General features: G+C 43.6%; 18 protein-coding genes. 13 read left to right on the top strand and 5 right to left on the bottom strand.

Annotation, left to right across the window (positions count from 1 at the left end):
- Positions 1-318: 318 nt before the first annotated feature.
- Genes BACCOPRO_RS13850 through BACCOPRO_RS13840 form a run of 3 tightly spaced genes read left to right on the top strand, consistent with a single transcriptional unit; the run spans position 319 to position 5,714 of the window.
- Complete coding sequence (locus BACCOPRO_RS13850; protein ID WP_040311548.1) at positions 319-2,604, top strand: carboxypeptidase-like regulatory domain-containing protein; 2,286 nt, start codon at positions 319-321, stop codon at positions 2,602-2,604.
- Positions 2,605-2,608: 4 nt separating this feature from the next.
- Positions 2,609-3,802 carry a zinc metalloprotease gene (locus tag BACCOPRO_RS13845; protein ID WP_008144526.1) on the top strand — a complete coding sequence of 398 codons (1,194 nt, stop codon included), beginning with the start codon at positions 2,609-2,611 and terminating at the stop codon, positions 3,800-3,802.
- A complete protein-coding gene (locus BACCOPRO_RS13840; protein ID WP_008144525.1) occupies positions 3,786-5,714 on the top strand; it encodes an O-antigen ligase family protein in 1,929 nt (642 codons plus the stop codon). The genes BACCOPRO_RS13845 and BACCOPRO_RS13840 overlap by 17 nt, the downstream gene beginning before the upstream one ends.
- Before the next feature lie 156 nt (positions 5,715-5,870).
- On the opposite strand, the gene BACCOPRO_RS13835 is transcribed toward BACCOPRO_RS13840, so the two are convergent.
- Both BACCOPRO_RS13835 and BACCOPRO_RS13830 read right to left on the bottom strand, forming a co-directional pair.
- Positions 5,871-7,115, bottom strand: coding sequence for a DcaP family trimeric outer membrane transporter (locus tag BACCOPRO_RS13835; RefSeq protein ID WP_008144524.1), 1,245 nt, complete (start codon positions 7,113-7,115; stop codon positions 5,871-5,873).
- A gap of 21 nt (positions 7,116-7,136) precedes the next feature.
- A complete protein-coding gene (locus BACCOPRO_RS13830) occupies positions 7,137-7,457 on the bottom strand; it encodes a heavy metal-binding domain-containing protein (RefSeq protein ID WP_022278061.1) in 321 nt (106 codons plus the stop codon).
- Positions 7,458-7,546: 89 nt separating this feature from the next.
- Between BACCOPRO_RS13830 and BACCOPRO_RS13825 the strand changes: the two genes are divergently transcribed.
- The 9 genes from BACCOPRO_RS13825 (at position 7,547) to miaA (ending at position 17,839) form a co-directional block, all read left to right on the top strand.
- Positions 7,547-9,229, top strand: a complete 1,683-nt coding sequence (locus BACCOPRO_RS13825; RefSeq protein ID WP_008144522.1) for a glycoside hydrolase family 10-like protein — start codon at positions 7,547-7,549, stop codon at positions 9,227-9,229.
- A gap of 83 nt (positions 9,230-9,312) precedes the next feature.
- Positions 9,313-10,482 (top strand): AIR synthase-related protein, encoded by a 1,170-nt coding sequence (locus tag BACCOPRO_RS13820; protein ID WP_022278059.1) that lies wholly within the window; start codon positions 9,313-9,315, stop codon positions 10,480-10,482.
- 273 nt (positions 10,483-10,755) lie between these two features.
- Complete coding sequence (prfA, locus tag BACCOPRO_RS13815; RefSeq protein WP_008144520.1) at positions 10,756-11,865, top strand: peptide chain release factor 1; 1,110 nt, start codon at positions 10,756-10,758, stop codon at positions 11,863-11,865.
- 41 nt (positions 11,866-11,906) lie between these two features.
- The gene (pyrF, locus tag BACCOPRO_RS13810; RefSeq protein WP_008144519.1) at positions 11,907-12,731 is read left to right on the top strand and encodes an orotidine-5'-phosphate decarboxylase; all 825 of its coding nucleotides are present in this window, start codon (positions 11,907-11,909) and stop codon (positions 12,729-12,731) included.
- Positions 12,732-12,997: 266 nt separating this feature from the next.
- Positions 12,998-14,038, top strand: a complete 1,041-nt coding sequence (gene lpxD, locus BACCOPRO_RS13805) for a UDP-3-O-(3-hydroxymyristoyl)glucosamine N-acyltransferase (RefSeq protein ID WP_008144516.1) — start codon at positions 12,998-13,000, stop codon at positions 14,036-14,038.
- Between the two features lie 4 nt (positions 14,039-14,042).
- Entirely contained in the window at positions 14,043-15,428 is a 1,386-nt protein-coding gene (locus tag BACCOPRO_RS13800) for a bifunctional UDP-3-O-[3-hydroxymyristoyl] N-acetylglucosamine deacetylase/3-hydroxyacyl-ACP dehydratase (RefSeq protein WP_008144514.1), read from the top strand.
- Positions 15,429-15,444: 16 nt separating this feature from the next.
- A complete protein-coding gene (lpxA, locus tag BACCOPRO_RS13795; RefSeq protein ID WP_040311547.1) occupies positions 15,445-16,212 on the top strand; it encodes an acyl-ACP--UDP-N-acetylglucosamine O-acyltransferase in 768 nt (255 codons plus the stop codon).
- A 34-nt stretch (positions 16,213-16,246) separates the two neighbouring features.
- The gene (locus BACCOPRO_RS13790; RefSeq protein ID WP_008144511.1) at positions 16,247-16,801 is read left to right on the top strand and encodes an IS1096 element passenger TnpR family protein; all 555 of its coding nucleotides are present in this window, start codon (positions 16,247-16,249) and stop codon (positions 16,799-16,801) included.
- Positions 16,802-16,894: 93 nt separating this feature from the next.
- Positions 16,895-17,839: a tRNA (adenosine(37)-N6)-dimethylallyltransferase MiaA gene (gene miaA, locus BACCOPRO_RS13785; RefSeq protein ID WP_008144509.1), complete on the top strand. Its 945-nt coding sequence runs from the start codon at positions 16,895-16,897 to the stop codon at positions 17,837-17,839.
- On the opposite strand, the gene BACCOPRO_RS13780 is transcribed toward miaA, so the two are convergent.
- Together BACCOPRO_RS13780 and mtaB are read right to left on the bottom strand one after the other, a co-directional pair.
- Positions 17,794-18,840, bottom strand: a complete 1,047-nt coding sequence (locus BACCOPRO_RS13780; RefSeq protein WP_008144507.1) for a glycosyltransferase family 2 protein — start codon at positions 18,838-18,840, stop codon at positions 17,794-17,796. The two genes, miaA and BACCOPRO_RS13780, sit on opposite strands and share 46 nt — an antisense overlap.
- Positions 18,837-20,153, bottom strand: a complete 1,317-nt coding sequence (gene mtaB / locus BACCOPRO_RS13775) for a tRNA (N(6)-L-threonylcarbamoyladenosine(37)-C(2))-methylthiotransferase MtaB (protein WP_008144505.1) — start codon at positions 20,151-20,153, stop codon at positions 18,837-18,839. Before mtaB ends, BACCOPRO_RS13780 begins: the two co-directional genes overlap by 4 nt.
- Before the next feature lie 356 nt (positions 20,154-20,509).
- Here mtaB and BACCOPRO_RS13770 point away from each other — a divergent pair, with 356 nt between their 5' ends.
- On the top strand, positions 20,510-20,701 hold the full coding sequence (locus BACCOPRO_RS13770; protein ID WP_008144503.1) for a PG1828 family lipoprotein: 192 nt from the start codon (positions 20,510-20,512) through the stop codon (positions 20,699-20,701).
- Positions 20,702-21,036: 335 nt separating this feature from the next.
- Here the strand turns inward: BACCOPRO_RS13770 and BACCOPRO_RS13765 are convergent, their stop codons facing one another.
- Positions 21,037-21,192, bottom strand: a complete 156-nt coding sequence (locus BACCOPRO_RS13765; RefSeq protein WP_022278053.1) for a hypothetical protein — start codon at positions 21,190-21,192, stop codon at positions 21,037-21,039.
- Positions 21,193-21,903 lie beyond the last annotated feature (711 nt).

The raw sequence follows: 21,903 nt of genomic DNA, 5'->3' as shown, positions 1-21,903 counted from the left end.
AAATTTTTTCAGTAAACTCTGATTTTTCAGAGTTCGATCTTCAGCAATTGGAAGAACGTTTAGAAACCGATCCTTTGGTTACGGGTGGGTTATTGGATTTAGTGGATGATCCAGCGCCAACTTGTCGGTTTAAATGTCCTCATTTGCAGGTTTGTGAATTACAATGCTAAAACAGAAGTATTAAAATCTATCTAGATTAAGATAGATTAAGCGACCATTAAACGATATTTTATTCGTGCGACGTATTGAGTTTAGATAACAAATATTGAAGCTAAATAAATAATTCGTTCAATGGTCGCTTTAAATAATCAGTTGTTTATGAAAACATTAGGTCTAACTATTTGCTTTTTGTTGTCTTATGTACTTCCTATAACCTCTCAAGTATTAGTCAAAGGTAGAGTTAAGAGTGAAAATGATCAGGATGTAATTTATGCTTCCATTCGGCTACTACGACCCGATTCTTCCTTTGTACAAGGAACTATAACCGATAGTATCGGTAACTACTGTCTACGAAATGTATATTCAGGTGATTATCTGCTTTCTATAAGTTCTATAGGGTATATATCGCAATGGCATGTTTTTACCATAGAAAACCAAGACAAGAAAATCCCTTTATTTACGTTAAAGAAAGACAATATATTATTGGGCGAAGTAGAGGTAAAAGCTTCTTCCTTTATCCGTCAGAAAGATCGAGTGTTAATTATCCCGACTGAACAGCAAATAAAGCATACTTCTACAGGATATGATTTGTTGTATAACCTGATGATTCCTGGAATGCATGTCGATACACAAAAAGGTTCTGTAAATACATTGTTTGGGGAAACTACTCTTTATATAGACGGACAAAAAGCAGACTATAAAGAAGTACGAGCTCTTCGTCCCAAAGATATTGAAAAAATAGAATATTTTGAAATGCCTACAGGGAAGTATGCAGGTGATAAAACTTCGGTCAACTATATATTAAAAAAGAAAAACACAGGCGGTTATGTTGCATTAGATGGGATGCAAACTATCGGTTATTTGGGAGGTGATTACAATGCCAATCTAAAAGTTACACACAAAAATACCAACTATACGCTATTTGCCGGTCACTCTATGGAACATAATGGTGGAGTACGAACAGATAAAAAAGAAATTTTCTACTTTCCAAAACAGGAAATAAGCCGTACAACCCATATAGATGATGCTGAACTAAAAAAGGACAAACAATATGCACAACTGAATATTAATAACAACAATGATAAACAGACATTGGCTGGAAAGATTTCCTTTGTCCGACAAAGTATGCCTGACAATTATAGTAAAAGTGTCATTGAATATAGCAATGCTTCGGTTAATGATATTAGTTCCAGAACTGAAACAAACCAGATTACTCTAATGCCAAGTTTGAATTTATATGGAAACTTTAAATTGGGACAGACGCAGGTTTTGAATGTCGATTTAACGGCTACTTATACAAACAATGAATATATACGAAAATATAGCGAAGGGAACTACTTCTCTCATACGAAAGTAAACGAAAATTTATACGATGTCGCATTTTCGACAGATTATAATATTCAGTTGAAGCATAATAATTCTTTTGGATTAAACTTCAGCCATTTACATTCTATTTCTTCAGCCACATATAAAGGTGATTTTAATGATTGGAGTCATTTATGGACAGCTGAAACTTTATTAATGGGACAATACAATCAAAGTTTCGGAAAAGTTTATATGAGTTTGCAATTGGGAGGTGATTTGCTACAATATTGTTTGCATAGAAATGAAGCAAAACGTTATCTGTCTCCTCATGCTAATATTTTATTGAATTATCAGATAAATTCCGAACATTCTATATTGTACGGATTAAATACAGGAAACTCCAATCCACCTATGGAATGGATAAATAATGTTAGTCAGGATTTGGATTCATTGTCTGTTAAACGAGGCAATCCATATCTAGAAAAGACCGATTATTATAATAGTTATTTGGTTTATGCCTACCAAAAAGGGAAAATTAATCTACAAGTGGCAGGTCTTTATTTTGGAGCTATAAACAACGTTTTCAGTGATTACTATATAGAAAATGATAAACTGGTGAATACATTTCGTACAGGAGGAAATTTCCATCAATTAAAAGGATCACTTGCTGTTACTTACAAGATAATTCCTAGTTTACATATTAAACTGCTAGGATTTTATCGTTATAATAAAATTACGGGAAAGGTAAAGCAACATAGGAACGAGTGGGGAGGAAGTATGGATATAAACTATTACTGGAGAGATTTTGCATTTAATATACACGGAAAATCTACGGAAAAAACATTAGATAATTATCCTGCTTTCATAGACACACCTGCAACTTACGGTGCATTTGTGCGTTGGAATCATAAAAATTGGATGGCAGAAGTTGGCACGGACAATACATTTAGTAAATACAATCGAATTAAAATGTATACGGATATGGGGGTATATCGTTTTCATAACAACTCTTATAGCGAAACGTATCAAAAAACAGGTTATATCAAAGTGACTTATACATTCGATTTTGGAAAGAGTTCTTCTAAAGAACACCGTGATATTAATACAACGATTAACAGTGCAATATTAAAAGCAGAATAAAGAAATGAAAACCTACAGCGACATCACCATCCACCATCCCTTTTCTTCTTCGGTGCAGAAGGAAAAGTATCTGTTGTCCTACAACGGGCAATACTACGAAGCCAGTCACGCCATTGTGGAACTGGTGGAAGAACTGCAACGGTATGAGGAGGAAAAAGCGGCTATCGAAGCATACGTCCGGAAGAAAGAAGGAAAGTACACCCCGGAGCAAGTGCGGGAAGTGATAGAAAAATTCATTGATCCCATCTTTCGTGCAGTGCCGAAAAAGCGGAGCTTCCTTTACGAAAAGGAACTGTTCAGCGCCGGCGCGATAGACCGATTCTCGGATACGTTCCGTTTTTTGTTCCATAAGGCATATATGATGGTGGTGCTGGTGGGAATGTTGGCATTGGACACTTGGTTTTTCTTTACTACCTCCGACCTGCTTCTGTTCAACAACAAAGTGAACATCTATATGGTAGCGGGATTACTGGTGTTTATGTTTGCCTCTTCCTTTTTCCACGAACTGGGGCACGCTTCCGCTTGCAAATACTTTGGCGTGCGCCACGGGGGGATAGGATTCGGGTTGTACCTGAACTTTCCCGTGCTCTATACGGACGTTACGGAAGTGTGGAAACTGAACCGGGCGCAACGGTGCGTGGTGAACCTTGCCGGGGTTTACTTCCAGTCGTATTGGCTGATAGCCCTGCTGGTGGCTTTTCTCATAACGGGAAACGACATCCTGCGGTACCTGATACTTATTATGAATCTGGGGTTCGTGATGACGCTGAATCCTTTCTTCAAGTTCGACGGTTACTGGATTGCTTCGGACTTGTTGGGAGTGCCTAACCTCCGGCAGCGTTCGCTGGAGTTGCTCAGTTACCTGTACCGGCTTGTCCGCCGGAAGCCGATAGACAAGAAGCCTTACCTGCTCCAGATACGCCCGCTGGAGAAATACGGGCTGCTGGCGTACTCGGTGGTGGTGAACGCCTTTATGGGATTTTACTTCTGTTACGTTATCCCCATGTTTCTGTACCGCTTTGTGCAGACCTTTCCCGATGCAGTGAACGAACTGATTCTTTACTTGTCCAACCGCATGGTTCCACCTTTCGCCTTGCTGCGAAACATCAGCATGCAACTGATATTTCTTGCTCTGATAGGTTACCTTGTGTACAGGACGATAACCTCATTCACAAAACGCTATGCCAAAAAACAATAATACAGGTATCCATCCGAACAAGGCGGTGTGGTACGCCACAGCTTGTCTGCTGCTGGTAGCGATGGGAATTTTTTTGTATCGTGTGGACGACTCCCATTTGGTTTCCTTCCTGCTTCTTGCGGGAGGGCTGACGGCAATCCATGTGTTACCATTCGGGCGATGGACTGTTTTGGACACTTGTGTCGGCATGATTACGCTGTACGACCTGGTGTCCTGTCTTTATGCCGATTGTCCTTTACCTGCCATACGTGTTTCCCTGTACTCCCTGTATGCGCTGGTGGCATATTTCACGTTTCGTCGGCTGTCGGCATGGCAACCTGCGGAACGTATCGTCCGTTCGGGCAGTGACGTACTGATGGGTATTGCTGTGGTACTTGCCATTCTGTCCTTCTTTGTGTTTCGGAGTTCTGTACTGGGAGTCGGTTTCGAGGACACGTATCATTTCCGCTTTCTGTTTCGTCCGCTGGGATATATCACCAATGTGTGGTCGGAGATACTCTTGCTTATTTTGGGGTGGACGTGCCTTTCGCGCCGGCGTTATGCGATGGTTTTAGTAATCCTGACTTTTACAGCTATCTTTCTGTCCTTTTCCCGTGGAGCTTACATCGCTTCGGGCATTTTTCTTATTGGCAGTATGGCGGTAATGCATAAGGCGGACAAATTCCGTGTTCTCTTTTCTGCGTTGGCTGCATTGGCACTGGTTACGGTGTGTTGTCCGAAAGAGTTTCGGACTACCTTGGCGATGAACAGCACCGTTTCGCAGCAACAAAGCACAGAAAGCTGGATACAAGGTACGGAAGCTGCTTGGACGGTGTTCAAAGAACGCCCGTTGGAGGGGTACGGCAACGGCAATTATATGTATGCGCTCGATACCGTGACAGGGCAGGACAGCACGAAACCGTTCACTTCGATGGCGCCGAACACGTTGGCACGGCTGCTGGTGGAAAAGGGAATAGCCGGGACGTCGCTTTACGCCTTGCTTTTCCTTGCCGTAGCCCGTGCCTTGTGGCAACGGCGCAAGCAACGGGAAAGCCGTATCATCGGTTGCACACTGCTTGCCTTGCTTGCTAAGGACATGAGCCAGTCGGCATGGGAGGAAGTGCCTTTCCTCATGCTGATGGTATATCTGCTCCTTGCTTATCTGCAAAGGGAAGAGGAGGAAGAACCGGAACGGATTCCGTTTTCGGCAAGCGGCTATGCGATAGCCGGACTTGCGCTGGCGACTGTGCTGGTGTGGAATATTCCGAGTATGCTGAGAGCTACCGACCCTACAGGGACTTATCTGGAACGGAAAGAGTACCGGAAAGCTTGGATGCGGCATCCCGAAGATGTGCAGCTCCGCTACTTGTATGCTTCCCGAACGCTTGTGAAAGAAAATCCGGCGGAGGCAGACAGTATATTGCGGAAATTGGCAACGGACTTTCCTCGTAACAGCTTGTATCTGCGTGCTTATGCCGAGAGGTGCTATATCCGTGACGATAAGGGAACTGCCTGCCGGATGATGGCAGAAGCTATTCGCTATACTCCCCGCTTGCTGGACGATGAGCGGATGCGTTACTGGAAGCAAACCGACAGTATTTTCCATGCGAGTGTAGTGCGGAAGGCATTGGAGGATAAACCCGTCAACGGTGCTTCGGCTTTAGACTATGCACGCTACGGTTACGTGGCTCATTGGGCGGGAGATACGATCACGGCAAATGCCAGCCTGCGAGAAGCGGTGAAGATATTACCGAATCTTACCACCCCGTATCTGCTGTTGGGAGAATATGACAAATACAAGTTACTGATGTATGGTGCTTTCCATGCCGACCTAGAGCATGCACCACTTCCCGAATATCCTCCGGTAAATGAAGATTATTTACTGGAAAAACAGGTTGACGTAAAGGTCAGAAACTGGTACAGGTCATGGTAAAGTTCCTATTTGGCGTTTTTCAAATACAATAACAACCTTAAAAACTTAAGGTCATGAAAAAGATTGCATCAGACTGAGTCAGTACTGAACATATAAGCGGGAGGTTGTAGCATCTTTCTTTACAACCTCCCGCTTTTTTATCCTGACAAACAATGATCAGAATTGATAAATGGCAGTCATCACCACACGATGGTTCATCACTGTATGAGATGACAAAGCCTTTGCTTTTGCACTAAATTCATCACCATACCAGGCATTGCACAGTGAATATTCAGCACCCAGTTTCCAGTTGCTACGATTATAAGTCAATTCAGCCGTGGCATTCAACAACTGATCCAGATTGGTTCCGGTGCCCAGCACATCAGACACTTCCGTAGAAGCACCGAGGCTTTTCAGATAACCGAAGAACAGAGCCGGACGCCAGGTCTTTCCATAAGCTACATTCAGCCAGGTGGCAGAAGTACGCAACGGAGTGTAAGTCTGTTCACCCGTACGAGGATCTACCGAAGTAATGCCATATCCTCCCACCGTACTGGTCTGCGTCAGATTCGTACCCAGTACACTCTTGGCCGAGAGAAGGAAACGTTCATGCGTAAATTTCAGATGAGCCTCAGCTGACACGCCGGTTACCCGTTCATCTACCTTATATGTATCACTCCCTACTACAGATTTTGTACGCGGCCGGATGGAAGAAACATGTACTCCGGCACCGGCAATCAGTTCCGGCCGGCGATAGTCCATACCGACATAAAATTCCGGTACGCAGCTGTTCTTAATAAAGTTCTGACTCTTGGACGTTGAAGCTTCTCCTGCTTTATCCGATGCCGGACCGACAGAGAGATACTGAGACTGCCAGATGGCAGAGGCTGTCAGCTGAAAATGCTTCCGGGTGAAACGATAACGTACCTGAGGAGCACGGCTGAACGGCTGGAAAGGTGCTCCCATATTCAAATTCAGGATTTCAGGAGCAACATCTCCATACAGCGGATGCCAGGTCTGTCCCACCAGCAATGCGGAAGTTCCCCAGTCAAGATTGAAATAAGCATGCCGCAGACGGAACAGAGAATAAGATGTTCCCGAACCCCGGAAGTCCACTTCAACCTTCGCCGAAGTCCTGGCCTTGCCCAACATCGGCCCAGCCACATCCACACCGACACGGCTGTAAAGCGCATACAGATTTCCGTTTCCCTGATCATTCAGGTCATTGCCATCCGCATCGGGCAACTTATCCAGCGGATACATATAGAACAACCCGTCTACGGTTTCCGAGTTTGTACGTGTATTGTAAAACAGGTCTGCACGTACTTGCCCATAGAACTTGTAACTGAACCCCTTCTTTTGTGCCATCGCACCGGCTGACATTCCGACCAATGCAGCCAATAAAAGATACTTCTTTTTCATGTCTGTTTATTATAATCTTCCTTATTCCAGATATACGGCCGTACCGCTGGCTGTCACCATCAGCATACTGCCGTTTCCTCCTACCGTTTCATAATCCAGATCTATACCGATCACTGCATTAGCCCCCAACGCGGCAGCCTCATCCTGCAACTCTTTCAATGCTGTTGCCTTTGCTTCACGCAACACTTGCTCATATGAAGAAGAACGTCCGCCGACAATATCCCGTATGCTGGCAAAGAAATCACGGAAAATATTGGCACCAATAATCGTCTCACCGGAAACGACACCGTAATAATGTACGACGCGCTTTCCTTCCACTGTGTTTGTTGTAGTCAATAACATAACTCTTTCATCTTTAAGTTTTAAGTCTGCAAAAGTACTAATTTCCAAGAATATTTTCATACCTTTGCGCGATTAAAAAGACCGACTTTATGCGCATATTGTTCATTTTATTCATCTGCCTGGGAACATTACTGCCTGCACAGGCTGCCCCCAAACAGGAAATCCGGGCCTCATGGATCACTACTTTGGGAGGACTGGACTGGCCTTCCCAGAAAGCAACATCCCCCGCAGGCATTGAACGCCAGAAAAAAGAATTATGCAATATATTGGACAAACTGCAGGAAGCCAATTTCAATACGGTGCTGTTCCAGACCCGTCTGCGCGGAGACGTCATCTATCCTTCTGCCCTGGAATGCTTTGCCGAATCCCTGACCGGACACACCGGACAGAATCCCGGCTATGATCCCCTGAAGTTTGCCATTGAAGAATGTCACCGCAGAGGTATGGAAATTCATGCCTGGATGGTGGCAATCCCCATCGGAAACAAGCGGCAGGTAGGACTGCAAGGCAAGCAATCAGTGGTCAGAAAGCATCCCGAACTCTGCAAGCAGTTCCGGGGAAGCTGGTATCTGGATCCGGGCAATCCGGGAACGGCCGGCTACCTGAGCCTGATGGCCCGGGAAATCGTGGCGAATTATGACATAGACGGTATCCACCTGGATTACATCCGTTATCCGGAACAGGGAGAAGACTTTCCCGACAAAGACACGTACCGGAAATATGGACATAAGCAGGAGAAATCCCAGTGGAGACGGGACAACATTACCCGTATCATCAGACAAGTCTATACGGAAGTCAAGAAACTGAAGCCGTGGGTGAAGGTCAGCAGCTCTCCCGTAGGGAAATACAGAGACACTTACCGCTATCCTTCCAAAGGATGGAACGCTTATCATGCCGTTTATCAGGATGCACAGAAATGGCTGAAAGAAGGAATCCATGATGCCATTTTCCCCATGATGTACTTCCTTGGCAACCAGTTTTATCCGTTTGCCCTTGACTGGCAGGAGAACAAAAACGGACGATGGGTAATCCCCGGACTGGGAATTTATTTCATGCATCCCAAAGAACAAAACTGGAAACTGGATGAGATCGTCCGACAGCTATATTTCCTGCGGGATATCCACACGGACGGACAAGCCTACTTCAGGAACCGTTTCCTGATGGACAATACCAAGGGACTGATGGATGAACTGGAAAAAAACTTCTATCTGTATCCGGCCGTAGTTCCTCCCATGACATGGGCTGACAGCATTGCTCCCAGTGTCCCTACCCTTCCCTGCCTGATTCCGGGAGAACGGCAGGTGCGCATGAGCTGGCATGCTTCGACAGACAACAACCCCGGAGGCATTTATTACCGTATTTATGCATCCGACCAGTATCCGGTCAACACAGAACGGGCAGAGAATCTGATCTGTACGCGGACCGACAGCACATCGTACACCTTCATACCTCTGTTTCCCTGGCATCAGCGGACTTATTGGGCCGTGACTGCCGTGGACAGATTCGGCAACGAAAGTCAGCCTCTGGCTTTGAATATTCCGGACAGCGCAGGCATCCTGACAATTACTTTACAGAATCTGCCCCGCATCCCGGAAAACTGCATGCTGATCATTTCGGACGCAACTGGACAGGAAGTGCTCCGGACAGCTCATCCTACACGGGAAATGCTGCAACGGCTGGGAAACGGACTTTTCCGCTTCAGCATCCAGACTCCCGACGGACAAACCAGACTGATCGGCATGGGAGCTCTGAACCAACCGCTTGTGGAATAAAAATCCACTTTGCGCCCAGTAGTTATGAAAAAAAATCGTACTTTTGCAAAGATAATTGAAACAAATAAACTTATACTATACTCATGAGTAATCAACGATACATGCAGCGCGGCGTATCAGCATCCAAAGAAGATGTACACAACGCCATCAAGAACATTGACAAAGGTATTTTCCCGAAGGCATTCTGTAAGATCATTCCGGATATTCTGGGAGGTGATCCTGAATACTGCAACATCATGCATGCTGACGGAGCCGGCACAAAGTCATCTCTGGCTTATCTATACTGGAAAGAAACCGGCGACTTGTCTGTATGGAAAGGCATTGCACAGGATGCACTGATCATGAACATCGACGACCTTCTTTGTGTAGGAGCCGTAGATAACATTCTGGTGTCTTCTACCATCGGCCGTAACAAGCTGCTTGTACCGGGAGAAGTGATCTCGGCCATCATCAACGGTACAGACGAACTGCTGGCTGAGCTTCGCGAAATGGGTGTCGGTGTCTATGCAACCGGCGGTGAAACAGCTGATGTGGGCGACCTTGTCCGTACAATCATCGTGGACAGCACAGTGACCTGCCGTATGAAACGTGCAGACGTTATCAACAATGCCAATATCCGTCCGGGAGACGTGATTGTCGGTCTGGCTTCTTACGGACAGGCTACTTACGAAAAGGAATACAACGGAGGCATGGGAAGCAACGGTCTGACCAGTGCCCGTCACGATGTGTTTGCCAAATATCTGGCTGAAAAATATCCGGAAAGCTACGACAAGGCTGTACCAGAAGAACTGGTATACAGCGGTCAACTGAAACTGACTGACACCGTAGAAGGCTCTCCGCTGGATGCCGGTAAGCTGGTTCTCTCTCCGACCCGTACGTACGCTCCGGTTGTGAAGAAACTGCTGGATGCCCTGCGTCCGGAAATCCATGGTATGGTTCACTGCTCTGGCGGTGCACAGACAAAAGTGCTGCACTTTGTTGGCGACAACTGCCGTGTCATCAAAGACAATCTCTTCCCTGTTCCTCCTTTGTTCCGTACAATTAAAGAACAAAGCGGCACTGAATGGGACGAAATGTACAAGGTATTCAACATGGGACACCGTCTGGAAGTCTACCTGTCACCGGAACATGCCAAGGAAGTAATCGAAATCAGCAAGTCATTCAATATCGATGCACAGGTTATCGGACGCATCGAAGAAAGTGACCACAAGGAACTGATTATCCGCAGCGAGTTCGGAGAGTTCAAATATTAATACAATAAAGTCACAATGCCTATGGGATTCCTTTGCATTATCCTCATAATAGTTTGTTTATTGGCCTGGAGACAATATAACAAAGGTATCAATCATAAAAATAAATGACTATGAAAGGATCTACGCCGGTGCCATGTACACAGAGTTCGTGTCAGGCAAGAAATGGACTTGGAAGAAACATGTAAATTATATACTGATAATTTTATTGATACTTATTATTATTACGTATTTATTGAGCGGCAGATTGTGGTAAAAACAAAACAAAATATTTAAATGGCAGAAAATAACACCATACTGGAGAAACTGGAAGGCCTGGTAGCCCGCTTCGAGGAAGTATCAACCCTGATTACAGACCCGAACGTAATTGGCGATCAGAAACGCTATGTCAAACTGACGAAGGAATATAAGGAACTGGGTGACATCATGGCTGCCCGCAAGGAATATCTGCAATGCCTCAACGGACTGGAAGAAGCAAAAATGATGATGGCTGAAAACGATCCGGAAATGAAGGAAATGGCCCGTGAGGAAGCTGCAGCCTGTGAAGCCCGTATTCCCCAGCTGGAAGAGGAAATAAAACTTCTACTGGTACCAGCCGACCCGCAGGATGACCGCAACGCTATCCTGGAAATCCGTGGAGGTACGGGAGGCGATGAAGCAGCCATCTTTGCAGGAGATTTGTTCCGCATGTATTCCAAATATTGCGAATCGAAAGGATGGAAGCTGGAGGTATCGAATGCCAACGAAGGAGCTGCCGGCGGTTTCAAGGAAATTATCTGCTCCGTTACCGGGGACAAGGTATACGGCACTTTGAAATATGAATCAGGCGTTCACCGTGTACAGCGCGTTCCTGCTACTGAAACTCAGGGACGTGTTCATACATCAGCTGCTTCGGTTGCCGTACTTCCCGAAGCAGAACCGTTTGACGTAGAAATCAACGAAGGTGAAATCAAATGGGATACTTTCCGAAGCGGTGGTGCCGGAGGTCAGAATGTCAACAAGGTAGAATCCGGAGTTCGTCTGCGCTATAACTGGAAGAATCCGAATACCGGCGTCGTAGAAGAAATCCTTATCGAATGTACGGAAACACGCGACCAGCCCAAAAACAAGGAACGTGCACTCAGCCGTCTGCGTACCTTCATTTACGATAAGGAACATCAGAAATACATTGACGACATCGCTTCCAAACGCAAAACCATGGTCAGCACCGGCGACCGTTCGGCCAAGATCCGTACATACAATTATCCTCAGGGACGTATTACTGATCACCGTATCAACTATACGATCTATAATCTGGCAGCGTTCATGGACGGAGATATTCAGGACTGTATTGACCACCTGATTGTAGCCGAAAATGCAGAACGACTGAAAGAAAGTGAATTATAACAACTGGTAGCAAAAGACTTATAATTTAAAGACTCAGGAATATGAACAAACAACAATTATTTGAAAACATCAAGAAAAAACAGTCTTTCCTGTGTGTAGGACTAGACACGGATATAAAGAAAATACCGGAACATCTGCTGAAAGAAGAAGATCCTATCTTTGCTTTCAATAAAGCCATCATCGATGCCACAGCTCCTTACTGTATCGCTTACAAGCCGAATCTGGCTTTCTACGAAAGCATGGGTGTCAAAGGTTGGATTTCTTTTGAAAAGACCATCCAGTATCTGAACGAAAACTATCCTGATCAGTTTATCATTGCTGACGCCAAGCGCGGTGATATCGGTAATACTTCAGCTATGTATGCACGTACATTCTTCGAAGAAATTAACCTGGATGCAGTTACGGTAGCACCTTACATGGGTGAAGACAGTGTTACTCCGTTCCTGACTTACGAAGGAAAATGGGTTATCCTGCTGGCGCTGACATCCAACAAAGGTTCTCACGATTTCCAGCTGACTACTGATACAGAAGGCGAACGTCTGTTCGAAAAAGTATTGCGCAAGAGCCAGGAATGGGGCAACGACCAGAACATGATGTATGTGGTAGGTGCAACTCAAGGACGCATGTTTGAAGACATCCGCAAGATTGTTCCGAACCACTTCCTGCTGGTTCCGGGTATCGGAGCACAGGGCGGATCACTGGAAGAAGTCTGCAAATATGGTATGAACAAAGAATGCGGACTGATTGTCAATTCCAGCCGTGCCATTATTTATGCAGATAAAACCGAACGTTTTGCTGAAGTTGCCGGTGAAGAAGCACATAAGGTTCAGCAACAAATGGCAGAACAGCTGAAAGCTATCTTATAATACAAGAATTTAAATTCCATTTAAAAGCCATTTCCCGGTTTCCCTAAAAGGAATCGGGGAATGGCTTTTCTGCTGAAAAACAGGAAAAACAAAATAAAAACATTTATTCACCAACTTTTCAGGACTCTCAACAGGAAATAATTGCCATTTTACACGGATATATAAAAAAAAATACGTAATTTGCATAATTAATGAGTCACTATGCCATATTATAGAAGGCTCGAAAGGTTATTTTAAAATATAAAAAGAACAAAAGATAGACAGTTATGGAGTTTTCAGCTAAGCAGATTGCGGAATATATCCAAGGAGTCATTGTAGGAGACGAGAATGCAACCGTACACACTTTCGCCAAAATAGAAGAAGGTATTCCGGGCGCATTATCTTTTCTCTCGAATCCGAAATATACACATTACATTTACGACACACAATCGTCCATTGTTCTGGTAAATAAGGACTTCGAACCTGAACACGAAATCAAAGCTACCCTTATCAAAGTGGATAATGCTTATGAAAGCCTGGCAAAACTCATGACTCTCTATGAAATGAGCCAACCGAAAAAACAGGGTATCGATCCTTTGGCATCCATCGCATCCAATGCAAAAATCGGAAAGGATGTCTATATCGGTCCATTTGCCTGCATTGAAGAAGGAGCCATCATCGGAGACAATACCTATATCCATCCTCATGTAACTGTCGGATGTAATGCAAAGGTTGGCAACAATACGATACTCTATCCTCACGTAACGATCTATCATGACTGCCGTATCGGAAACAACTGTATCCTTCACGCAGGATCAGTCGTTGGAGCTGACGGTTTCGGTTTTGCACCATCTCCAGAAGGTTATGAGAAAATACCTCAAATCGGTATTGCCATACTGGAAGATGATGTGGAAATCGGTGCCAATACCTGTATTGACCGGGCTACAATGGGAGCAACAATCATCCACAAAGGAACCAAGTTAGACAACCTGGTACAGATTGCTCACAACGTAGAAGTGGGAAGTCATACCGTAATGGCATCACAGGCAGGAGTTGCAGGTTCTGCCAAGATAGGAGAATGGTGTATGTTCGGAGGACAGGTCGGTGTGGCCGGACACATCAAAGTCGGTGACCATGTAACCGTCGGAGCACAGTCCGGAATACCGGGAAATACGAAGTCAGGAAGTACGCTGATGGGATATCCGGCCATTGATCCTAAACAGTTTGCACGCTCTGCAGCCATTTATAAGAAATTGCCCGACATGTATACTGAATTGGGACGCCTGCAAAAAGAAATAGAAGAATTAAAGAAACAACTAAATAACTAAGCCCATGTTGAAACAACAGACTCTTAAAGGCAGTTTTACACTGAATGGTAAAGGACTCCATACCGGAGTTAAACTGACTGTCACATTCAATCCTGCCCCAGAACATCACGGGTATAAGATTCAGCGCATTGATCTGGATGACCAGCCTGTTATCGATGCCGTAGCTGAAAATGTAGTTGACACAACCCGTGGAACTGTACTGGCTAAAAACGGGGTAAAAGTAAGTACCGTTGAACATGCTTTGGCAGCCCTCTATGCTGCGGGCATTGACAACTGCCTGATACAAGTAAACGGACCTGAATTCCCGATTCTTGACGGTAGTGCAAAAGCATATGTGGAATGCATCAAACGTGTAGGAATTGAGGAACAAGCAGCTCCTAAAGACTATTATATCATTAAGTCTAAAATAGAATTCAGAGACGAAACAACCGGTTCATCCATCATCGTTCTTCCAGACGATAAATTTAGTGTAAACACACTGATTTCCTATGACTCCAAGATTCTGACCAATCAGTATGCGACACTGGAAAATATGGAGGACTTCCCAACGGAAATAGCATCTGCACGTACCTTTGTGTTTGTGCGTGAAATCGAGCCTTTGCTGAATGCAGGCCTGATCAAAGGAGGTGACCTGGACAATGCCATTGTTATCTACGAAAAACAAATGACACAAGATAACTTTGACAAACTGGCTGACGTAATGGGAGTTCCTCACATGGATGCTGCCAACCTGGGATATATCAACCATATTCCTTTGGTATGGCCCAATGAGCCTGCACGTCACAAACTGCTGGATATCATTGGTGACCTGGCACTGACAGGAAAACCAATCAAAGGACGTATCATCGCAACCCGTCCGGGACATACGATCAACAACAAGTTTGCCCGCCAGTTGAGAAAAGAAATCCGCCAGCATGAAATCCAGGCTCCGGTCTATAACTGTAACGAAGCTCCTGTCATGGACGTAAATCGTATCCGTGAACTGCTTCCGCACCGTTATCCGTTCCAACTGGTGGATAAAGTTATTGCAATCGGTGCCAACCACATTGTAGGTGTAAAGAATGTCACTTCCAATGAACCGTTCTTCCAGGGACATTTCCCTCAGGAACCGGTTATGCCCGGAGTTCTTCAGATCGAAGCTATGGCTCAGGTAGGAGGATTGCTTGTTCTGAATTCAATCGACGAACCGGAAAAGTATTCAACCTATTTCCTGAAAATCGATAATGTAAAATTCCGCCAGAAAGTCGTGCCTGGAGATACACTCATTTTCCGTGTAGAACTGATGGCCCCCATCCGAAGAGGAATTTCTACGATGAAAGGTTACATCTTCGTTGGCGAAAAGATTGTTTGCGAAGCTGAATTTATGGCACAAATTGTAAAAAACAAATAATAAAATGGATAAAAATATGATTAGTCCATTAGCTTACATACATCCCGAAGCAATTATTGGTGAAAATGTAGAGGTAGGTCCGTTTACTTTCATCGATAAGAATGTCGTCATCGGAGACAATAATGTGATCATGTCGAACGTAAACATTCTATATGGTTCACGTATTGGCAACGGAAATCAGATTTTTCCGGGAGCTGTAATCGGTGCAGTTCCTCAGGATCTCAAATTTAAAGGAGAAGAAACGACTGCTGAAATAGGAAACAACAATACAATCCGTGAAAATGTCACCATCAACCGTGGAACCGCAGCCAAAGGCCGGACTATCGTCGGCAGCAATAACCTGCTCATGGAAGGGGTACACGTTGCTCATGATGCTCTGATCGGAAATGGATGTATCATTGGTAACTCAACCAAAATGGCTGGAGAAATCATCATTGATGATAATGCCATTATCAGCGCCAACGTCCTGATGCATCAATTCTGCCGGGTAGGCGGATATGTAATGATACAAGGAGGATGCCGCTTCAGCAAAGATATTCCACCTTTTATAATTGCAGGAAGAGAACCCATTGCTTATAGTGGAATAAACATTGTAGGATTACGCCGGCGCGGATTTTCAAATGAGCTGATTGAGAATATCCATAATGCCTATCGCATCATTTACAATAGCGGAAAAAATGTAACCGAAGCATTGGAACAAGTTAAACAGGAAATTCCGACAAGCCCAGAGATTGAATACATCATTTCTTTCATTGAGAACTCACAGCGAGGAATTATCCGATAAAAAGTAAACGACAATATTTCTAATAAATATTACGATGGTATACAAATTTAGAATTATATCCGATGAAGTCGATGATTTCCTGAGAGAAATCAAAATAGACTCCGAAGCTTCATTCTACGATCTGCATGAGGCTATTCTGAAATGTTGCAAGTATAAAGACGATCAAATGACTTCTTTCTTTATCTGCGATGATGACTGGGAAAAAGAAACGGAAATCACACTCGAAGATATGGGAAGCGGAAGTTCAGAAGAAGATACATATGTCATGAAAGATACCCGCTTAAGCGAGCTTCTGGAAGAAGAAAAACAAAAAATGATTTATGTTTTCGACCCATTGGCAGAACGTGTATTCTTCATTGAACTGGCAGAAATTATCACAGGAAAAGAACTGGTACATGCTACCTGTTCCCGCAAGGAAGGAGAAGCTCCCAAACAGACCATAGATTTCGATGAGCAAATGAACACCAATGCTGCTCTGGATCTGGATGAGAACTTCTATGGAGACCAGGAATTCGATATGGAAGACTTTGATCCGGAAGGTTTTGACATGGGTGGTGGAAGCAACTCCTATGACGAAGATAAATACTAGTCAAAGACAACATTTATTATAAACTAACCCGGACACGCAGAAGTATCAACCGGAATAAACCGGAACGTTCTTCTGCGTGTCTTTTCTAAATATATGGATAACCTGAAACCAACGCTTATAGTACTTATTGGCCCTACCGGCGTAGGTAAAACAGAACTCAGCCTGGCAATTGCTGAAAAATATCACACCTGCATTTTATCGTGTGATTCCCGTCAATTGTATGCAGACCTGAAAATCGGGACAGCAGCGCCAACACCGGCACAACTGGCACGGGTTCCGCATTACTTTATAGGCTCCCTCAAATTGACAGACTACTACAGTGCTGCCCAATATGAGATTGAAGCATTAAAGAAACTGGATGAAATATTTCAGACTCATCAGGTTGCATTAATGACCGGAGGATCTATGATGTATGCAGATGCTGTATGCAAGGGTATTGATGATATCCCTACAGTGGACAACGAAACCCGGGAACTCATGATGCAGCGTTACGAGACTGAAGGGCTGGACAGGTTATGTGAAGAACTGAAACTGCTTGATCCGGAATATTATGCCATTGTTGACCGGAAAAATCCCAAACGTGTCATACATGCGCTTGAAATCTGCTACATGACCGGACGTACCTATACTTCCTTCCGAACACAAACCTGCAAAGAACGGCCGTTCAATTTATTGAAAATCGGACTTCGGCGAGAACGTGAAGAGTTATACGAACGTATCAACCGACGGGTAGACCAGATGATGGAAGAAGGTTTACTGGAAGAGGCCAAACGCGTTGCCCCTTACAAACATCTCAATTCCTTAAACACCGTAGGTTACAAGGAATTATTCAAGTATCTTGACGGTGAATGGGATCTGGCATTTGCCATTGAGAAAATCAAGCAGAACTCCCGAATCTATTCCCGAAAACAAATGACCTGGTTTAAACGAGACCCGCAAATCACCTGGTTTCATCCAGACCAGATGCAGGAGATTCTATCTTACATTGACCATCATTTACCGACAACGGCAGCAGTATCAATGGGAAGTAAAGAATAAAGCTTCTTGCCTTTGAGCTTAGCTTCCCAAAGAATGCTGAAAGGAAAACGTCCTAAAGGGTGACGGACAACCGTCAACCGCAGATTCTGTTTACGATCAGAGACAAACTGTGAACGCATACGTGAAAACTCCTGTCTGGCCTTGATAACAGCACAGGCATTTCCCCAGTCTCCCTTTAATAGAAAGACTCCTGCAGCAATGTAATCCAACAGACACCGCATACGCATTACCCGGCCCAGTTCTTTATCCGGAAGATTCTTATAAAGCATCAATAAGTTATTCCGGAAATTCAAAAAGGTTTTATGAGGATTTTCCTTTTTCAGCGTGGCTCCACCAACATGATATACTTTACTGGAGGGAAGACACATGAGTGTATATCCTCTGCTGCACAAGCGCCAGCAAAGATCGATTTCTTCCATATGCGCAAAAAAACGTGAATCAAGTCCTCCTACTTGCCGATAAACTTCCAGACGAATCAATAATGCAGCACCGGTTGCCCAAAATACAGGTAAAGGATCATCATACTGTCCACCGTCTTTCTCCACCTTTTCAAATATACGGCCACGGCAAAAAGGATAGCCATAACGATCAATAAATCCTCCGGAAGCACCTGCATACTCAAAAAACTCTTTCTGATGCCAGCTTAATATCTTAGGCTGACAAGCAGCTACCTGCGGATGGGCCTCCATATAATCAATCTGCACGTCCAACCATCCCGGTGTCACCTCTACGTCACTGTTCAACAGGACCACATATTGGGCTTCAATTTGAGACAAAGCACGATTATACCCCTCAGCAAATCCGTAGTTACGATCCAAACGAATCAGTCTGACAGACGGAAACTCACGCTCCACAACCTCACACGAAGCATCAGTTGAAGCATTGTCAGCTACGCAAATTTCCACATCTGCTCCTTGTGAACAAGCTATTACAGAAGGCAAGAAACGCCGGAGCATTTCCATGCCGTTCCAATTGAGAATGACAACCGATGTACGTATCATACCAATTCTCCCTTTAAAGCAGTACTGTCTTCATTAAACTCACCCATACGAACCTGAACGAGATGATTGTCCAAAGAATCATCATGCTCCAGTTCCACACGAATGTAATTTTCCGTGAAACCATGCATCGGCATACCGGCTTTCGACTTTTCCATCAGAACCTTTGCTTCCTGACCGATATGACGCGCATAAAAGGCTTTGGTCTTTTCATCCGACAAGGCAAGCAACCGCTGGCTTCGCTGATGCTTTTCTTCAGCCGGAACCACATAATCTATTTTTAAAGCTTGTGTACCGGGACGCTCCGAATAACTGAAAACATGCAATTGTGTTACATCCAATCCGCGGATAAACTCATAAGCCTTTTCAAAATACTCCGGAGTTTCTCCCCGAGTACCCACAATCACATCTACCCCGATAAAAGCATCGGGCATCAGTTCTTTGATCTTCCGTATCTTCGACGCAAAAAGCGCTATATCATACCGACGGCGCATCAACTTCAGTACTTCATCACATCCTGACTGTAACGGTATATGAAAATGAGGCATAAAAGCCCTGGAATGTGCAACATATTCAATAATCTCATCAGTCAGCAAGTTGGGTTCTATGGAAGAAATACGGAAACGTTCGATGCCTTCTACCTGATCAAGAGCCTTTACCAAATCAAAAAAAGTCTCTCCTGTTGTCTTGCCAAAATCACCGATATTCACACCTGTCAGTACAATTTCCTTTCCACCTTCGGCTGCAGCTTGTCTGGCTTGTGCAACCAGATCCTCGATTTTTCCATTCCGGCTTCTGCCACGTGCAAAAGGAATTGTACAGTATGAACAAAAATAATCACAACCATCCTGAACCTTTAAGAAGTATCGTGTACGGTCACCACGTGAGCAAGATGGAGCAAACGAACGAATATCTTTAGTAGCAGTTGTGATAGCTTCTCCATGTTCATGTTTTTCCAAACTGCCTAAATAGTTGATCAGCTCTCCTTTTTGTTCAGCTCCCAATACCAAATCAACTCCTTCTATATTTGAAACCTGCTCCGGCTTCAGCTGTGCATAACATCCGGTTACAACAACAAAGGCTCCCGGATGCTGTTTGGTCAGGCGATGAATAGCCTGACGACATTTCTTATCTGCAATTTCTGTCACCGAACAAGTATTGATCACACAAATATCCGCTTTTTCTCCTTTTCGGACAGTACGGACTCCCACATCCTTCAGCATTTTCCCAATGGAAGATGTTTCTGAAAAGTTCAGTTTACAGCCCAATGTATAGTAAACCGCTTTTTTATCCTGAAAAACAGTTGTATCAATCATAAAAGAAATAATTAGAACGCAAATTTAAGCAATAAATTCGATGAATAAAACCTTGTTTAATTTTTATTATTATCTTTCACAGATTCATCTTACGATTATATCATTGATAATCTGATAAATACAATCCAACTAGTCTCTTATTAACGGTAATTCGGGCCAGAAGTCTATACAAATAATCTACAAAAGCAAATAGAAAAATAGGTTTTAAAACACATCATTTAAGAGGAAAATAGGTTTTAAAACATATTTTTATCGAAAAAACTTGCATGCAAGTGAACAACGTATTGAAAAAGTATATATCTTTGCAGCGTTTTAAGAGAACAACATAAGTATTACAGATTTAAAAAGCAAAGAAAATGAAAAAATTAGTATTTTTGTTCGTAGCATTCGCTGCAGTATCATTCGCATCTTGCGGTAACAAAGCTCAGTCAACAGAAGAAACTACTGATTCAGTAGCAGTTGAAACAGTTGAAGAAGCAGCTCCGGTTGTTGATTCAGCAGCAGTAGCAACTGACTCTGTAGCTAGCGATTCTGTAGTTGCTGAATAATCTAGCGAACATCAGAGAGAATTGAAAGTCTGTAAGCTCAGCCTACAGACTTTTTTTATGTCCTTATGCATCGTTCAGGAGTATACAGACATCATCTTTACCTGTTTTTCCTTTTATTCGAAGATCTCTCGCCTCTAATTCCTCTGTACCATTTCAATCAATTTCCGGTACACTAATAGAGATCATACCCATTTTCTTCTTGATAACAATCGCATAAATGGTATTTTGAACTTCATCTACACACAATCGCAACAAACGTTTATCTGTAATTATCTTTATAAAGGACTTTCCATTCCAATTGAATAAAGTAACAGCTGAAGGGTTCATTGCATCTCCTATATCATACAATAAGGTATAAAAGTATCGGTCAGGTCAGTGGCATAGACATCTTCAAATTCCAATTGAGTAGCTTCCTTCCCTACGACATGATCAGAATTTGCCCCTTCTGCCAATGCATATACAGATTCATAAATAAACAACGTTGTATCCATAGAAAGTTGGCAGCCTTTTTGATCATTAAAAATCTCCAGAATTCCGCCCACTACTCAGAACAGACCATGCTTCTTCCTTACCGGGACTCTGATACATTCAACAGAATAATCCGTATAAACAGATCTCAATAGATGCTACGCCTTATTGTAAAGGCCATAACGCAATACAGACAGGGTTGCTTTAATCAGATATTCCTCTTGTGCAAAGAAAGCATATCATAAAAAACATAAGGTTATCTGAAGCAGGAAATAGATGATAGTCCAACCTATATTCCGGATAAGGCATATCCAGAATAGGATCAGTCTGCGGATAACAGGAAACCAGCTTACGTGAAGCTGAATCATACACATATAGTGAATCTCTCCGAAAAAACAGTTGAAATTAGTTAGCAGACAAAAGTTCTACCGTGTCCTGACCTTTATGCACAAAATGTTTAATAGGAATTCCTTTCAATGTATAGAGATGAAAACAATATCCATTTTCAAATAATCTATAATATGACAATAAATGGATCAGTACACTCTATCTGCAAAGGGAAACGCCATAAGAAAGAATTATTAAGAATCCTTACAGAAGTAACAGATACACTATCCAAACTAGAAACAGTTTCAGCGTCATAAATTGATTTTTCCAATCCCGAACATCCGCTGTCAGATATCAGTGTCACGGATAAATCCAGTGTCACCTTACATTAGCAGGTTATTCCCGGG

Origin of the sequence: Phocaeicola coprophilus DSM 18228 = JCM 13818 (assembly GCF_000157915.1) — a bacterium.
Taxonomy (GTDB): Bacteria; Bacteroidota; Bacteroidia; order Bacteroidales; family Bacteroidaceae; genus Phocaeicola; species Phocaeicola coprophilus.
Note: the sequence above shows the minus strand (reverse complement) of the source record. Positions and strands in the feature narration are given on the sequence as shown.

Coding starts and splice junctions, on each gene's coding strand:
- BACCOPRO_RS13835 (WP_008144524.1), bottom strand. CDS start 7,115: ATGAAAAAGAAGTATCTTTTATTGGCTGCATTGGTCGGAATGTCAGCC.
- miaA (WP_008144509.1), top strand. CDS start 16,895: ATGGATAACCTGAAACCAACGCTTATAGTACTTATTGGCCCTACCGGC.
- lpxD (WP_008144516.1), top strand. CDS start 12,998: ATGGAGTTTTCAGCTAAGCAGATTGCGGAATATATCCAAGGAGTCATT.
- BACCOPRO_RS13845 (WP_008144526.1), top strand. CDS start 2,609: ATGAAAACCTACAGCGACATCACCATCCACCATCCCTTTTCTTCTTCG.
- BACCOPRO_RS13765 (WP_022278053.1), bottom strand. CDS start 21,192: ATGGATACAACGTTGTTTATTTATGAATCTGTATATGCATTGGCAGAA.
- BACCOPRO_RS13790 (WP_008144511.1), top strand. CDS start 16,247: ATGGTATACAAATTTAGAATTATATCCGATGAAGTCGATGATTTCCTG.
- BACCOPRO_RS13800 (WP_008144514.1), top strand. CDS start 14,043: ATGTTGAAACAACAGACTCTTAAAGGCAGTTTTACACTGAATGGTAAA.
- pyrF (WP_008144519.1), top strand. CDS start 11,907: ATGAACAAACAACAATTATTTGAAAACATCAAGAAAAAACAGTCTTTC.
- lpxA (WP_040311547.1), top strand. CDS start 15,445: ATGATTAGTCCATTAGCTTACATACATCCCGAAGCAATTATTGGTGAA.
- BACCOPRO_RS13780 (WP_008144507.1), bottom strand. CDS start 18,840: ATGATACGTACATCGGTTGTCATTCTCAATTGGAACGGCATGGAAATG.
- BACCOPRO_RS13850 (WP_040311548.1), top strand. CDS start 319: ATGAAAACATTAGGTCTAACTATTTGCTTTTTGTTGTCTTATGTACTT.
- BACCOPRO_RS13840 (WP_008144525.1), top strand. CDS start 3,786: ATGCCAAAAAACAATAATACAGGTATCCATCCGAACAAGGCGGTGTGG.
- BACCOPRO_RS13770 (WP_008144503.1), top strand. CDS start 20,510: ATGAAAAAATTAGTATTTTTGTTCGTAGCATTCGCTGCAGTATCATTC.
- prfA (WP_008144520.1), top strand. CDS start 10,756: ATGGCAGAAAATAACACCATACTGGAGAAACTGGAAGGCCTGGTAGCC.
- mtaB (WP_008144505.1), bottom strand. CDS start 20,153: ATGATTGATACAACTGTTTTTCAGGATAAAAAAGCGGTTTACTATACA.
- BACCOPRO_RS13820 (WP_022278059.1), top strand. CDS start 9,313: ATGAGTAATCAACGATACATGCAGCGCGGCGTATCAGCATCCAAAGAA.
- BACCOPRO_RS13830 (WP_022278061.1), bottom strand. CDS start 7,457: ATGTTATTGACTACAACAAACACAGTGGAAGGAAAGCGCGTCGTACAT.
- BACCOPRO_RS13825 (WP_008144522.1), top strand. CDS start 7,547: ATGCGCATATTGTTCATTTTATTCATCTGCCTGGGAACATTACTGCCT.